The sequence below is a fragment of the Sphingorhabdus sp. EL138 genome (assembly GCF_900258045.1).
Lineage (GTDB): Bacteria > Pseudomonadota > Alphaproteobacteria > Sphingomonadales > Sphingomonadaceae > Parasphingorhabdus.
Genome location: NZ_OGVD01000003.1, coordinates 755,855 through 771,277, shown reverse-complemented (window position 1 = coordinate 771,277; position 15,423 = coordinate 755,855). Strand labels below are relative to the sequence as shown.

Sequence of the window (15,423 nt, the reverse complement as noted above, 5' to 3'; positions counted from 1 at the left end):
GCGTTACAGCTCCATCTGGCCAAAACAGCCGCGCACTTCGTTGATGAACAACTCGGGCACTTCCATTGCAGCGAAATGACCGCCTTTGCCCGCTTCACCCCAATATTGCAGGTTTTTAAACCGTTGTTCTGCCCAGCGACGAGATGGGGCCATAATCTCGTTCGGGAAAATACTGCATCCTGTTGCAAGATCGACAGGATCGACATTGGGATTGCCAAAACTCTCCCGATACAGTCTCGCGGAGGAAGCTCCGGCATTGTTGAGCCAATAGAGCATGATATTATCGAGCAAGCGATCACGATCAAAACTCTCATCGGGCGTCATCGCCCCATCAGACCAACCCTGAAATTTCTCAAGGACCCATGCCATCTGGCCTACGGGAGAATCCGCCAGACCATAGCCCAGTGTCTGCGGCTTGGTGCGCTGAATCTCGGCATAACCGCCGCCCTGTGTTTGATACTCAGTGAAGCGCGCTAGCGACGCCTGTTCCTCTGGCGTGGGATTTTTCATCACTTCGTCCGGCGGTGTTCCGACCACGACGAGGTTAATATGGATGCCCCCACAATGACCGATATTCTGCACCCCTATGGCAGATGTTACCAAAGCGCCCCAATCTCCGCCCTGCGCGAAATAGCGGTCATAGCCCAGCCGCGTCATCAATACATCCCAGACGCGCGCGATCTTCTCTGCGCCCCATCCGGTTTCGGTGGGTTTGCCGGAAAAACCATATCCGGGCAGTGAAGGAATGACGAGATGATAGGCGTCCCCCGCATCGCCGCCATGGGCAACCGGATCTGTCAGCGGACCGATAACGTCCATAAACTCGACAATCGATCCTGGCCAACCATGGGTCATGATTAATGGCCGTGCCTCCGCCTCGGGCGAGCGGATATGCATGAAATGAATATCGACCCCGTCAATCTCGGTCATATGATGCGAATACTGGTTTAGCGCCGCTTCACAGCGCCGCCAGTCATAACTCTCGCGCCAATAGTCGGTAACTTGCTGAACATAAGCCAGCGGTATGCCCTGAGACCAGTCGTCTACTGGTTCTGGATCAGGCCAACGGACGCTTGCCAGCCGAGCTTGCAAATCATCCAATGCCGATTGCGGAATATCAATCTGAAAATCCCTGATATCATCGCTCATCGCATCGTCTCCATTTTATCCAGCTTACATCGTAGGCGTCGGCACTTCACCCGAATAATCGTAAAAGCCTTTACCGGTTTTTCGGCCAAGCCAACCAGCCTCGACATATTTCAGCAATAGAGGAGCCGGGCGATATTTGGGATCGCCAAAATCGTTTTGCAGCACGCGCAAAATTTCCAGCAACGTATCAAGTCCGATCATATCCGCCAATGTGATAGGCCCCATTGGATGACCAAGGCCCAATTGTACACCGCGATCTATGTCTTCCATAGAGGCGGTGCCTTCGCCCAGTGCAAAAAATGCTTCATTGAGCATAGGAAGTAATATTCGGTTGACTACGAAGCACGGCGAATCTTTGGCCAGAACCGCCTGTTTACCGAGCGCCTTCACATAGTCGTTAGCCATGGCGACGCTGTGGTCGCTTGTTGCCAGGCCGCGAATGACCTCAACCAAGCCCATTAACGGTACGGGATTAAAGAAATGTACGCCAATGAAGCGGGACGGGTCTTTAACCGACTGTGCCAATCGCGTGATGGATATGGACGATGTGTTGGTGGCCATAAGCGATTGATGGCCCAAGACTTCAGAAGCTGCTCCAAAAATCTGGCGCTTGATATCCTCCCGCTCGGTGGCCGCTTCGATAATGATATCCGCGCTTGCCATCGGATCCAAGGAACCGATCGTTTCGATCCGGTCCAGAGTAGTTTGCGCCACCTGTTGCTCAATCTTCTCTTTGTCGACCAATCGCGACAATTGTTTGGCAATCCCCGCCTTGCCCTTCTCGGCTATCTCCTGATTCATATCAGACAAGTAAACATGGTATCCGGCCTGCGCGGAAACCTGCGCAATTCCTGCTCCCATTTGTCCTGATCCAATGATACCGATTGATTTCATTTGCCGTCCTTTTTCCTTATCATGACCGAGCCGTTAATGCTGATGTAACAAGGCACTAGCGATTGTCGAGCAAACTGGCTAGATTGCAAATATGTCCCCTATTATTTCTACCATTGCCCTTATGGCACTTGCGGCGACAACGGCAGCCAGCGACGTACAGCCGATCCCTAATCCGGGTGAGGTAAAAGTCTTCAAAGATTGGTCGGTAGGCTGTGACAATGGTGGCGATTGTCAAGCGATCTCCTTGGTCGATGATGCCAGCCGCGGTTTTGATGATTGGGGTGGCCCGATTACTATTACCCGCACGGCTGGCACAGATGATGTTTTAAAAATCCGGGCTCTGTTACAAGTCACGGGCATCGGACGTTATGAACTGGTCGTAGACGGCAAAGTCATAATCACTGGCCCTATGGCCGAGGACGATCACCCTGTCGAAATTACCGGCGAAGAAGCCAAGAAAGCGGCAACTGCTATCGCTCGTGGCCGGACATTGGAAATCAGAGCGCCAAATGGGGATAGTCTGACGAAGATATCTTTATCAGGCTCTACCGCCGCGCTGCGATATATTGATCAGCAACAGAAACGAGTGCGCACACCGACCGCTTTAATATCCAAAGGTCGCCGTTCATTCAGGCCCGAAAAGAAAGAAGTACCAGTTGTAGTTGTTGACCAATGGGCACCCGCGAAACGAATTCCTGCAACAACTGAAATTGTTGATCTGGTAGAGAATTCTCCCTGCAAGGATGAAAGATTTGGTGTCGTCGAGGATCAGATATTTCCTTTGGGTCAAAAAGATGGTCGCTATCGTGCGCTCATTTTGATGTCATGTGGTTCTGGTGCCTACAACTTTTCTAGCGCCGCCTATATTGGCGAAATCAAAGGAGATGAGAAAGAGGGCGCCAGTTGGGCATTCCGTCCGGCAACCTATGACCTGCAACCCGCCTGGGGTGGCGAAGATCGACCACCCTTGCTGGTAAACGCCCATTGGGAAGAAAATCGTCAAATCTTGAGCAGCTTGGCAAAAGGTAGAGGCATTGGCGATTGCGGCAACGCCGAGAGCTTCGTCTGGGATGGCGAGCAATTCCGTTTGATCGAAGCCAGCGGTATGCAGGAATGTCGCGGAGCCTATAAGTGGATCACAACCTGGCGCGCAAAATATCAAAAGGCCGAAGAGCTGGCCCAGCAAATACCGGCCGCTGAAGAAGCCGTAGAATAGGTTTTATGGCGCATTCTTAAAGGGGTGCGCTTCAGCCAGGATCAGCGAGAAATAGTCCCGCTCGTCACTCCATTCGCGAACCGGTGACCAGCCGCCTGCGCGCAGCATCAAACGCGCATCACGCAAACCATATTTGTGGCTGTTCTCGATATGAATTTTCTGACCCTTATCGATGTCGAACTGGTTGTCACCGATGGTAAAGTGCACATCTGCCTGGACCTCTAGATAGATTTCAATTCGCGCATAAAGATCATTCCAGATCGCGATGTGGCAGAACTGGTCCACCGGGATTGTACCAGCCATTTCTCGATTAATTCGGCGCAGTAAATTTAGCGAAAACTGCGCAGTTACCCCTGCACTATCGTCATAAGCGGCAACCAGAGTATCTGTATCCTTGATTCGATCAAAGCCGATCAGCAACTGCGATCCCGTGCCTAGCGTCTCTCGCATGAAGCGGAGCAAATCAACGGAGGTACGCGCAATCATATTACCGATTGTAGAGCCCGGGAAAAAACCCAGCTTGGGCATATTGGCCACTTCGCTCGGCAAGTTTATCCGTCGCATAAAGTCGGCCTCTAAGGGGTAAATCGGAAGCTCAGGAAACTGAGTCTGCAATTGCGCAGCGCTTGCGGCGAGAAACTCTCCGGAAATATCTATCGGGACATAGGCTGCAGGATGGGTAGCACTCAAAAGATGCGGTGTTTTTGTGGAACTGCCGGAACCGAATTCAACAACAGCACGGTCTGTGCCACTCATTTCTCCAACCTCTGCGCTGTATCGTTCCAGCAAGCTTGTTTCCGTTCGTGTCGGATAATATTCGGGTAGCTCTGTAATCTGTTCAAATAGTTCCGAACCCTGACGGTCATAGAGCCAACGGGCTGGAATTGCGTAGCTCTGCTCTTGAAAACATCGCATAACATCTTTTTCAAAGCCCGGGTCTACCCGGCTAACTGTCATATCCATGAGAAAGCCGTCCTTGGCGGCCAAATTTGTCGATCAAAGGTCTTTGGCGAGGCGAAGGCCGGTAAGCTGCCAACGCTGATGGGGGTAAAAGAAATTGCGATAGCTATCGCGGATATGGCCCGGCGGCGTGGCAACACTGCCGCCTTTCAATACAAACTGCCCAGACATGAACTTGCCATTATATTCTCCGACTGCGCCCTCTGCGGCTTTAAAACCGGGATAAGGGCGATAGGCGCTGCCAGTCCATTCCCACACGCTGCCGGTGCCTGGCAATCCATTATGCGCCGCAACTTCCCACTCGGCCTCAGTTGGAAGCCGGGCATCCGCCCAGCACGCGTAGGCGTCGGCTTCATAAAGACTGATATGACGAACCGGCGCGCACAACACGATTTCACGCCATCCTTGCAAGGTGAATTCTTCCATCACACCATCGCAAGTGCGCCAATGGAGGGGTTTTGTGACCTTTTCTTGCTGTACCCAGGCCCAACCATCGGACAACCAATATCGATGGTCGGCATAACCACCATCGTCCATAAAATTCTGCCACTCGCCATTTGTAACAGGGCGGTCGGCTATAGCATAAGGGTGCAGCAAGACCTGGTGACGTGGCCCTTCACAGTCAAAGGAGAAACTTTCTCCATCATGACCTATGAATTGGGCGCCATTTGCACCTTCAATCCAATGTAACGGCGCTTCGATAATCGCCGGGCGCGGCTTGGGTTCCATGAAAGCGGGACCAAGCGGATTGCGGGAAAACAGGTGCAATATATCCGTAAGCAACAGTTCCTGATGTTGTTGCTCGTGATGCAGTCCCAGCTCGATCAGATCCAGAGCCTCATCGGAAAAGCTTTCCATCGCTTCGATCATTGCTTCATCTACATGCGCGCGATAATCAAGCACCTCTTCTAGCGATGGCCGGGTCAGCAGACCTCGATCCGGCCGCGCATGCCGCGCACCCTCGGCTTCATAATAGCTGTTGAACAAATAAGCATAAGACTCATCAAACACCCGATAGCCATCAACATGATCGCGCAGCAGGAAAGTTTCAAAAAACCAGCTCGTGTGCGCCAGATGCCATTTGGCCGGGGACGCATCGTCCATCGACTGAACGGTTGCATCAGCATCGCTCAAGCCGACCACCAGCGAACTGCTATGTGCACGGACCTTTTGAAAATCTTCTTTCAGAACTGAACGCCGATTGGTTTTTCGGTCGATCTGAGGCGATGTCACGATAGTTTCGGCTTGGCCTGCGATCTTTCCTACTCCATCCGCTTATTGGGCGTATTAAGAACATAGAGCGAACGAGATTAGGGTCAACCGCTTATATTTGCGCCAGCAGGTTGCAAATTTATGTCTTGCGGTGCGTTTACGCGATAAAAGGGCGCAGTTAGCGCGAAGCTCCAGGAACCCACAAGATGTCAGCTTTGCCGCCATTATTCAGCATTCGGCCAAGAACAAAAAGATAATCCGATAACCGATTAATGTAGGTGATCGCCTGCGGATTGATCGCTATAGCCTGTGCAGCGCCTACGGCGGTTCGTTCTGCACGCCGGGCAACGGCACGCGCCAGATGGATGGATGCGGCAGCTTTGCTGCCACCCGGTAAAATAAAACTGGTCAGCGGATCAAGATGGTCATTGACCCTGTCAATTTCGCTTTCGAGCCTCTCGACCTGCGACGACGTAACACGAAGCACCATTTCTGATGGCCCAAAATCATCTCCCTCGCCAGCGGGCGTTGCCAAATCCGCTCCAAGATCGAACAGATCATTCTGAATCGCCTTGAGCGACTGCACCAATGCCGCATCACTAATTTCGCAAATTGCTACACCCAACGCACTATTGAGTTCATCAACGTCGCCAATGGCTGCCATGCGTATATCGCTCTTGGCCAAGCGTGATCCATCGACCAGCCCCGTCGTTCCGTCATCGCCCGTCTTCGTGTAGATTTTGTTGAGCTTGACCATACAAGCCTGGCCTTAGCTTTGACCGCCGGCAAGCAACAATAGCAGCGCAACCAGTATGACTGCGATGGCCTGATATTTCACCCGAGCGAACATCATTTCATTCTGTTTTTTGTGCGAAGCCGTCACGCCATCAGCATCAACGTCTTCCGGCTCCATATTGACGAAAGCAATCAAACCGCGGACCAAAGCATAAACAACGGCGCCAGCTGCCAACAAGATTAGTAGGATCAGTACATAGCTCATATTCTCTGATTAGCCCTTTGATAAAGTTATTCCAACCGGGAAAATATTTTTTCGTAATTTGTCAGCTAACATGTAGCCATCCGTGCCTGCTTCTCGCAATACGGCCAAAGATGCAGAGCCTAGGCTTTTCGACAGCTTTACCCCTGTTTCATCAAGCAAAACCGGATGATGGACATAGCGGGGAACCGGTAAATCCATCAAGGATTGCAGCAGTCTGTGTATATGGGTCGAGGCAAATAGATCCTCCCCGCGCACAACATGGGTGATCCCGTCACGCGCATCATCCAATGTCACAGCCAAATGATAACTGACGGGCGTATCCTTTGGTATCAACACAACGTCTCCCAATGCCGCCGGATCGGCAATCTGATCCCCGCGATGCTCGTCATGCCAGCCTATATAACCTGCCATATCGATCGCCTTTTTAACATCAAGCCGCCAACTATGCGGTTCCCTATTAAGTCTTTCGGCAACCTCATCCCTGACGAGACCCCGACAAGTCCCGGGGTAAATCGGGCCATCCGGCCCCTCCTCCAGTCCTTCTTTTTCCTGGATAACGCGCATGGATGATCGCGTGCAAAAACAAGGGTAGAGCAATCCCTTTTTCTCCAAGCGCTCGGCCGCGTCAGCGTAGCTTTCGAGCCGTTGGGACTGGAAAACCGCTTCTCCATCCCAATCGAGACCCAACCATCGCAAATCGGCAAAAATCGCGTCAATAAATTCGGGCTTGCTGCGTCCACCATCAATATCCTCGATCCGTAGCAGTAACTTCCCATCCCTCTCGCATGCGTAGTCATGGGCGAAACAGGCGGCATAGGCATGCCCCAAATGCAACAAGCCATTGGGGCTGGGCGCAAAGCGCACCACAACATCTTGGCCAATATCCCCTCTTGACGTCATAGGGCAGATAATGTTCTTTGCATGTCAGTTGTAATGACCATGTCATGTTCTTGCGGATAAAGAGCAGTCAGTCAAAGACTAAGGGAGTAGTTAGACTATGTATCATCCCGACCTGTTACGGCATCCCGAAAGTTGCCCGTCACTGGTGCTGAACGCTGACTATACGCCGCTATCCTATTATCCCTTAAGCCTATGGCCTTGGCAAACCGCGATCAAGGCGGTTTTCCTGGACCGGGTGAACATTGTTTCCAGCTATGAACGCGAAGTCCATAGCCCCAATCTCGACATGAAAATCCCGTCGGTAATTGCGCTGAAAAACTATGTGAAGCCTTCTGAATATCCCGCCTTCACGCGGTTTAACCTGTTTCTGCGCGACAAGTTCATGTGCCAATATTGTGGCAGCCTCGACAATCTGACGTTTGACCATGTCATTCCGCGTCGCCAGAAAGGCCGCACGACTTGGGAAAATGTGGCAACGGCTTGCCTGCCCTGCAACCTGAAAAAAGGCGGCCGGACGCCGAAAGAGGCGCATATGCAGCTTTCGAACAGACCTATCAAACCGACCAATTGGCAGTTGCAGGAACATGGACGCGCCTTCCCGCCGAACTTCCTCCACGATACATGGCATGACTGGTTATACTGGGATATTGAACTAGAAGGGTGAAGAGTTTCTAAGTTCTTAAGAGGAATTCCCTCTCGAATTCCAATTTCTACTGATATTTCAACAGAATTTCGGGACTGACGTCTTGAAATCCAGCTTATTCATCCTATATTCATGTAAAGGAGAGGTTTTGCGTGATAGAATTTTGGCTGGCGGATGAGAATATCTTTTTTAGCGCTGCCATCCTTCTCATGTTTGCCATCGGAATATTGCAGCTTGTTGGATTAAGCGACTTTGGGCCGGACTTCGGTACCGATATGGATCCCGACGCTGATATTGCCGAAGCTGGCGTTGACGGCGCTGGCGAAGGCCTTCTCTCCCTATTGGGATTTGGCCGTCTGCCATTTCTCATGCTGCTTGTGCTTTTTTTGGCCCTATTCGGTATTATCGGGCTAGCGGGTCAGGAATTTTACAGCAGTCTGTTCGGGTGGCTTCTCACGCCATGGCTCGCCGTTCCAGCGGCGACTGCCGTTTCCTTACCGCTAACCGGCTTGTTGGCGCGTCCCTTGTCGCGGATCATTCCCAGCGATGAAACCACCGCAATCGACATTGATATGCTGGTCGGGCGACGCGGAAAAATAGAGATTGGCAAGGCGGAAACTGGTTCGCCAGCCCGTGCCAAGGTAATCGATCTTCACGGCCAAGGCCACTTTGTGATGGTCGAACCAGCCAATGAAGGCGAGATTTTTCGCCAGGCGGAAGAGGTTCTGCTCGTTCGCCGCGAGGAAGGTACATTCAAAATCATTTCGCCCGATACCGTCAAGTTTCTGGAATGAACTCGAACTAAATATTCAAACTGAAAACAGTGCTGGCCGCGTTATCCGCTAGATTGCCCTCTAGTGTATTCAGCGCGCTGCACCCCAAAATAGAAAGAAAAATATGACTGAGAATCTCGTTTCCTTCGCCGTCTATGCCGGCGTTATTTTTGTCACCCTGCTCATCTTCGGGTTGATCATCACCCGGCTCTATAAACGCGCAACCAAAGAAATTGCTTTCGTTCGGACCGGACTTGGCGGTGAAAAGGTTGTGATGAATGGCGGTGCCATGGTGTTGCCAGTCTTACATGAAACCATGCCGGTCAACATGAATACCGTGCGGCTGGCAGTGGAGCGCAATAACGTTGATGCGCTCATCACCCTCGATCGCTTGCGGATTGATGTGAAGGCGGAATTTTATGTTCGTGTGCGCCCGGATGCCGGATCATTGGCTATGGCCGCGCAGACTTTGGGCCTGCGCACCATGCAGCCCGAGGCGCTGAAGGACCTGGTCGAAGGTAAGTTTGTCGATGCGCTGCGCTCGGTTGCTGCGGGCATGACAATGAACGAGCTGCATGAGCAGCGCGCGGACTTCGTCCAGAAAGTGCAGCAAGCCAGCTCTGCCGATCTTGCGATGAACGGTCTCGAACTGGAATCTGTGTCACTAACCGGATTGGACCAAACCAGTATTGAGCACTTCAACGCCAATAACGCTTTTGATGCCGAAGGTTTGACCAAACTTACGGAGCAAATCGAACTTCGCAAGAAAGCCAGAAATGATATTGAGCAGGACACACGTGTTCAAATCGAGACCAAAAACCTCGAAGCCGATCAGCGCAGTTTCACCATTGAACGTGATAATGAGTTTGCGCGACTGGAGCAGGAACGCGAGGTGGAAGTACGCCGCGCGGAACAATCTTCTGAAGTTGCTCGAGAACAAGCGGTACGCAATCGCGAGGCCGAAGAAGCCCGGATCACTGCCAAGCAGAAAATCGATTCCACCCAAATTGAAGCCGATCGTGCGGTGAAAGAAGCAAGTATTGCGCAAGAACAGGCGATTGAAATTGCCCGTCAGGAACAGCAAATTGCGATCCAGAACAAAAGCCGTGAGGAAAGTCACGCCAAAGCGGAAGCGGACGAGGCACGCGCCAAAGCGGTTGCTGCGGAAGAACAAGTGACGACATCGCGTGAAACCGAAGCTGCAGACCGTGACAAGCGGATCGAATTGATCGAGGCCTCCAAGCAGGCGGAACGTGAAGCGATCAGTGTGAAAGTGGAAGCAGAGGCCGAGAAAGAAGCCGCCGCCAATCGGGCAGCTGCTATCCGACTGGGTGCCGAGGGTGAAGCGGAGGCCGAGAAATTGCGCGCCGAAGCATCGCGCGTCCGCTTTGAAGTAGAAGCCGCTGGTCAACGCGCGGTGAACGAGGCAGCCAATATCCTGTCATCCGATCAGATATCGCTGCAAACCAAATTGGCGCTGCTCAATGTGTTGCCTGAAGTGGTGAAGGAATCAGCGAAGCCGATGGAAGCCATCGACTCCATCAAGATCGTTCAGGTCGACGGCATCACCCAAAATGGCGGAGGCGGAAACGGCTCAGGCAATGGCGGAGGTGCCAATGGTGGTGGAGGCAGCAATCTTGCTACCGACGCTGTCGCCGCTGCTTTGTCCTACCGCGCACAAGCACCGGTCATTGACGGGCTGATGAAAGAGCTCGGCCTGGACGGGTCATCACTGGACAGTTTGATTGGTGGAGCGACTGAAACTGAAACAGCTCCGCTTGAAGCGCAGGCAAAGCCGAAACCGAAAGTGGCGGCGACACCAGTCAAAGCCCAATCGAAGAAAATAGCGGAACCCGCGGCTACTGCTCCTGTTCCAGCGAAGGCTGAAAAACAGAAAGGTCCTTGGTCAGAGCAAAAGGAAGGAAAAAGTCCAAGCTGATTGAATATATGCCGCAAAAGGCCCGTCCTCGAAAAAGGGCGGGCCTTTTCTGTTTGCGTCAACGTGCTTCCGATAACCTTGGTGGAGAAATCTAAATCAGCTGAGATCGTTTCAATTTTTACGATCATCAGGATTTTCTTGACCCTGCCTGCGCTGCAGTGCAGCAAAGCGGCATGACCGATACCCTCCCCAAAGATTCATCGGCAACACCGTCATTGGTTGTTCGCCAAAACCCTGACATTAAATATCTCGGCAAATTGCTGGGCGATGTGATCCGTTCCTATGGCGGAGAGGAACTCTACCGCCGTACCGAATATATCCGCTCGACCAGTGTTGACCGGCATCGCGGACTGGCAGATGCAGACGCGATTGATCCTGGCCTAGATGCACTGTCGCTTGATGAAACCACTGCCTTTGTCCGGGGCTTCATGCTCTTTTCTCTGCTCGCCAATCTTGCCGAGGATCGCCAGGGCGTTGCGGCAGAAGAAGGTGCGAGCGTTGCCGAAGCAGTCAAAAAATTGGCCAATGAAGGTGTGGACGAAAAGGCGATACTAGCACTGCTTGACGACGCTTTGATTGCTCCCGTGCTGACCGCTCACCCCACAGAGGTGCGGCGCAAGAGCATGATCGACCACAAGGCAAGAATTGCAGAGTTGTTGCTGATGAAAGATGCCGGGGCCGACAATACACCCGAAGGCGACGTGCTCGATGAAGCGATCATGCGACAAATCGCATTGCTTTGGCAAACCCGGCCACTGCGCCGCGAACGCCTGTTTGTAACCGACGAGGTGCAGATCTCGCAAAGCTACATGCGGGATGTTTTCCTTCCTGTACTACCCAAACTTTATGGCAAATGGGAAAAGGTGCTGGGCGCCCGTCTTCCCAATTTCCTGAAGCTCGGCAGCTGGATCGGCGGCGACCGCGATGGTAATCCCTTTGTCGACGCCGATGCCATGCGCGAGGCTTTGTCGCGGGCCGCAGAAACGGTTATCGGCTACTATCTTGCGCGCATCCATGCCATGGGTGCTGAACTCAGCATTTCAACCGAACTGGCAGATGTGCCAGATGAAGTAATCACCCTCGCCGAGGCTAGCGGTGATGATGCGCCAAGTCGCAAGGACGAACCCTATCGCCGTGCGCTGTCCGGCATCTATGCCCGTCTGTCCGCCACTCATCTGAAACTCTGCGGTCATGTTCCCGGGCGCCCATCGCCCATAGTCGCCAAACCTTATGACAATCCCCAGCAATTGCGCGAGGATCTTGTCACACTGGCTCATGGCCTGCGCTCCGGTGGCAAAGGCGTATTTGCAACGTCTGGAGCCTTAGGGCGCCTGATCAGAACCGTGGAGCTATTTGGTTTTCACCTCGCTACACTCGACATGCGGCAGAATAGCCGCATTCATGAGCGCGTCGTCGCTGAATTGCTGGCCGAAGCCGGCGTTGAGGCCGACTATCTCTCACTGGACGAAGATAAGCGCGTCGACATACTGAGGCAGGAACTTGCAAACAACCGGCCTTTGGTGAGCCCATGGATCAACTATAGCGAAGACACGGCCAAGGAACTTTCCATTTTACGCGCGGCCGCCGAAGCCCATGATCAATATGGCCCGGGAGTCATTGTCAATTACAACATCAGCAACGGCGAAACCGTATCCGACATTCTGGAAGTCTATGTTCTGCTTATGGAGGCTGGCCTTTACCGAGCACCTGAGGATGAAAAGCCGGCGCCCACCTGCCCCATCATGGCTGTGCCGTTATTTGAGACTGTAGCCGATCTGGAAAACGCACCGCAGGTCATGACCGACTTTTTTGCCCTCCCGGAAATGCACGCTCTCACTCGCGCACGAGGTGCACAGGAAGTGATGATCGGCTATTCCGACAGCAACAAGGATGGCGGGTATTTGACCTCTACCTGGAGTCTGTTCAAAGCCAGTCAGGCCCTAACCCCCGTTTTCGAGAATGCTGGCGTGAAGATGCAGCTTTTTCATGGCCGTGGCGGCGCTGTTGGACGTGGCGGCGGCTCAGCCTTTGGCGCGATTAAGGCGCAGCCGAAAGGTACGGTCGATGGTCGCATCCGTATTACCGAACAGGGAGAAGTTATTGCCGCCAAATATGGTACGATGGGCGTCGCAGAGACCAATCTGGAAGCCATGACTTCGGCGGTCTTGCTCCGCTCGCTAGAACCAGATCCTTCGGACCAAAAAGTCCAAACCGGCTTTGCCGATGCGATGAACGAGATTTCGCGGGCCGCCTTCACCGAATATCGTGATCTGGTTTACGGCAATGACAGTTTCCGAACCTTCTTTCGCCAGATGACACCGCTCACTGAAATTGCGAAACTCAAAATAGGATCGCGCCCCGCCAGTCGAACGAAAAGCGACAAGATAGAGGATTTGCGGGCCATTCCCTGGGTTTTCAGCTGGGCACAAGCCCGCGTGATGCTGCCAGGCTGGTTTGGTGTCGGACAGGCGCTGAATGCCTTTGACGATGTCGAAAAGCTAAAAGACATGGCGCAAAGCTGGCCATTTTTTCAGGCGAGCCTGTCCAATATGGAAATGGTTCTCGCCAAATCCGACATGGGTATCGCGGCACGTTACGCTGAACTGGTTGAAGACAAATCCATGCGCGAGGGCTATTTCAATCGCATCCGGTCAAGCTGGGAACAAACCCGTGATATATTGCTGGAGATCACTGACCAGCCTCATTTGCTGGCGAAAAACCCATCCCTGTTCAACAGCATCGAACTACGCTTACCCTATATAGAACCGCTTAACCACCTGCAGATTGAACTCATGAAACGCCTTCGTGCTGGTGAAGATGATCCGCGTATTGGTGAAGGGATACAATTGTCGCTCAATGCTATTGCAACAGCTTTAAGAAATAGCGGTTAAACGGGCATAGCTAAAGATCGAGAACTGCGTCTTTTCGTCAACAACCGGACGAACGTCGACAAACAAATCTCCACTTTTGGCGCAAAGCGGGAAAGTGAACTCAAACCGCTCCACCCCGCCAAGTTGGCATCGGAAGCTCGCCCAGCGCCACCGCCACCGCCGACTTGGCCTGCAGCCGCGTGCTATCCAATATTGGCAGTGGCGACACCTCGTCCGTAATTAGTAGCGGGATTTCCGTGCAGACGAGTGCGACAGCGTCGCAGCTCGTTTGTTTCAGATCACCAATGATCCGAATAAACTCCGCGCGGGTCTCTGGACGGAAATCGCCGAGGCAAAGTTCGTTGAAAATCGCGTTGTGAATAATCTCGCGGTCCTCGGTAGCCGGGATGGAGCGCTCAAGCGATCTGCGAGCCAGTGCGCCCTTGTACACCGGGCCTTCCATCGTCCAATTGGTGCCGAGCACGCCAATATGCCGCCGCCCGTCCGCCTCGGCCTGTGCTGCGACGACCTCGGCGATGTGGAGGCCCGGGATAGAGAAATCCGGGCCTGGCTGTTCTAGTGCAATATGCGCGGTATTGTCAGGTAGGATAAAGAAATCCGCCCCTGCTGCGGCCAACCGTTCAGCATCTTCACAGAAAATCTCCCGCAGCGCCGCGAGATCGCCGCGCTCCCAGAGATCAAGCGTCGGTGCCATCGCCCCGCCGCTCATTGTGATCCGCGGATGCTCGTGCGCGCCCATTTTTCGCACACCCTCCTGCCACACTGTCCGGTAAGACAGTGTCGCGCCTTCCGCGCTATGGGCCAATATACCGATATGCAGTGGTTCGCTCACTGTGATCGCTCCAAGATATGGTTCACGTCTGAAATCCCGGCATAATCACGGTACCGCCACAAACGGCACCGGATAGGCCGGCAAATTCATGATCTTCGCCGCCTGCTGCGGCGTTGCAATCGGACGGCCCAACCGCTCTGCCAGTTCGATGACTTCACGCACCAGATCGACATTTTTCGGCGTGCGCGAACCCCCATAGGGTTCTATCCCGACTTGCACATGGCCGCCGCGCACGATTGCCGCTTCCGCCAGACCGCAACCAACACAGTCTTCGCCAAAGCTCGACACCAGCCACGGCAGGCCGCTACCCGCAATCATCTCCAGATAGGCATCCAGTGCGGTTGCCGTTGGCGGCAAGCCAAAGGGCTGATCATCCGCGCCGAAATAGAATTTCATGATCCCGCCTGGCGGCAATTTTCCCGCACGGTGCAGCGACATGATGAACTTGACGAAGCCCGGTTCAAAGATCGAGATGCTCATCCCCAGCTTTAACCGTCGGCACGCCTCGACATAATAATAGCTGTCCTGCATGTCATTGCGATAGATCAGATTGGTTGGCGCAAAGGCACCATCCTCGCCCGGAACCGACACATTGAAACTGCCCGGATCACACAGGCCCTGCGCGATCAGGCCTTCCTGCGCCATCGCCTCGATATGGGCATAGCGCTCCTCGACCGACACGCCCTCCTTGCCCGGCATGGTCGGGGTGAGAATGGCATCAGGGCGCAGCTTTAGTAGTTTGCGCCACGGCCGGGCATAATCTTCCGCATCCATCACACCGGTGCCACCAAAGACCGGATCGCGCGTATGATTATGCACCAGCGCCGCCCCCGCCTCCATACAGGCGACCGCCTGCGCGACAATATCGTCATCCTCGTAAGGAACGTTGGGATTTTGCTCCGGCTTAACCGATCCGTTGAGCGAAACTTCGATGATCAGCGGTGTGTCAGATATCTGGGTCATGACGACACCTTAGCAAATATGAACCGGCTTGGGGAAGCGCGTTCCGTCACC

Annotated in this window: 14 protein-coding genes; 5 read left to right on the top strand and 9 right to left on the bottom strand. The window is 53.4% G+C overall.

Annotated elements, in window-relative coordinates; all coding sequences use genetic code 11:
- Window positions 1–3: 3 nt before the first annotated feature.
- The gene (locus DK507_RS09820) at window positions 4–1,149 is read right to left on the bottom strand and encodes an epoxide hydrolase family protein (protein WP_109356168.1); all 1,146 of its coding nucleotides are present in this window, start codon (window positions 1,147–1,149) and stop codon (window positions 4–6) included.
- A 24-nt stretch (window positions 1,150–1,173) separates the two neighbouring features.
- Window positions 1,174–2,043, bottom strand: coding sequence for a 3-hydroxyacyl-CoA dehydrogenase NAD-binding domain-containing protein (locus DK507_RS09815; RefSeq protein ID WP_109356167.1), 870 nt, complete (start codon window positions 2,041–2,043; stop codon window positions 1,174–1,176).
- Window positions 2,044–2,134: 91 nt separating this feature from the next.
- Here DK507_RS09815 and DK507_RS09810 point away from each other — a divergent pair, with 91 nt between their 5' ends.
- Window positions 2,135–3,259, top strand: a complete 1,125-nt coding sequence (locus tag DK507_RS09810; protein ID WP_109356166.1) for a DUF1176 domain-containing protein — start codon at window positions 2,135–2,137, stop codon at window positions 3,257–3,259.
- A 3-nt stretch (window positions 3,260–3,262) separates the two neighbouring features.
- Here the strand turns inward: DK507_RS09810 and egtD are convergent, their stop codons facing one another.
- The 5 genes from egtD to gluQRS all read right to left on the bottom strand — a co-directional run bounded on the left by egtD (window position 3,263) and on the right by gluQRS (window position 7,331).
- On the bottom strand, window positions 3,263–4,222 hold the full coding sequence (gene egtD, locus DK507_RS09805) for an L-histidine N(alpha)-methyltransferase (protein ID WP_109356165.1): 960 nt from the start codon (window positions 4,220–4,222) through the stop codon (window positions 3,263–3,265).
- Window positions 4,223–4,255: 33 nt separating this feature from the next.
- The gene (egtB, locus tag DK507_RS09800; RefSeq protein WP_254054333.1) at window positions 4,256–5,407 is read right to left on the bottom strand and encodes an ergothioneine biosynthesis protein EgtB; all 1,152 of its coding nucleotides are present in this window, start codon (window positions 5,405–5,407) and stop codon (window positions 4,256–4,258) included.
- A 202-nt stretch (window positions 5,408–5,609) separates the two neighbouring features.
- Window positions 5,610–6,188, bottom strand: a complete 579-nt coding sequence (locus tag DK507_RS09795; protein ID WP_109356164.1) for a cob(I)yrinic acid a,c-diamide adenosyltransferase — start codon at window positions 6,186–6,188, stop codon at window positions 5,610–5,612.
- Window positions 6,189–6,200: 12 nt separating this feature from the next.
- Window positions 6,201–6,431, bottom strand: a complete 231-nt coding sequence (locus tag DK507_RS09790) for an HIG1 domain-containing protein (protein WP_109356163.1) — start codon at window positions 6,429–6,431, stop codon at window positions 6,201–6,203.
- Window positions 6,432–6,440: 9 nt separating this feature from the next.
- A complete protein-coding gene (gene gluQRS, locus DK507_RS09785) occupies window positions 6,441–7,331 on the bottom strand; it encodes a tRNA glutamyl-Q(34) synthetase GluQRS (protein WP_109356162.1) in 891 nt (296 codons plus the stop codon).
- 97 nt (window positions 7,332–7,428) lie between these two features.
- On the opposite strand from gluQRS, the gene DK507_RS09780 reads away from it, so the two are divergent.
- The 4 genes from DK507_RS09780 to ppc all read left to right on the top strand — a co-directional run bounded on the left by DK507_RS09780 (window position 7,429) and on the right by ppc (window position 13,577).
- Window positions 7,429–7,995, top strand: a complete 567-nt coding sequence (locus tag DK507_RS09780; RefSeq protein WP_109356161.1) for an HNH endonuclease — start codon at window positions 7,429–7,431, stop codon at window positions 7,993–7,995.
- A 131-nt stretch (window positions 7,996–8,126) separates the two neighbouring features.
- A complete protein-coding gene (locus tag DK507_RS09775; protein ID WP_109356160.1) occupies window positions 8,127–8,768 on the top strand; it encodes an OB-fold-containig protein in 642 nt (213 codons plus the stop codon).
- Window positions 8,769–8,871: 103 nt separating this feature from the next.
- A complete protein-coding gene (locus tag DK507_RS09770; protein WP_109356159.1) occupies window positions 8,872–10,686 on the top strand; it encodes a flotillin family protein in 1,815 nt (604 codons plus the stop codon).
- Between the two features lie 173 nt (window positions 10,687–10,859).
- Window positions 10,860–13,577 carry a phosphoenolpyruvate carboxylase gene (ppc, locus tag DK507_RS09765; protein ID WP_109356158.1) on the top strand — a complete coding sequence of 906 codons (2,718 nt, stop codon included), beginning with the start codon at window positions 10,860–10,862 and terminating at the stop codon, window positions 13,575–13,577.
- 100 nt (window positions 13,578–13,677) lie between these two features.
- Here ppc and DK507_RS09760 read toward each other — a convergent pair whose 3' ends face one another.
- Together DK507_RS09760 and DK507_RS09755 are read right to left on the bottom strand one after the other, a co-directional pair.
- Window positions 13,678–14,409, bottom strand: coding sequence for an aspartate/glutamate racemase family protein (locus DK507_RS09760; RefSeq protein ID WP_216822375.1), 732 nt, complete (start codon window positions 14,407–14,409; stop codon window positions 13,678–13,680).
- Window positions 14,410–14,454: 45 nt separating this feature from the next.
- A complete protein-coding gene (locus DK507_RS09755; RefSeq protein ID WP_109356157.1) occupies window positions 14,455–15,372 on the bottom strand; it encodes a 3-keto-5-aminohexanoate cleavage protein in 918 nt (305 codons plus the stop codon).
- Window positions 15,373–15,423 lie beyond the last annotated feature (51 nt).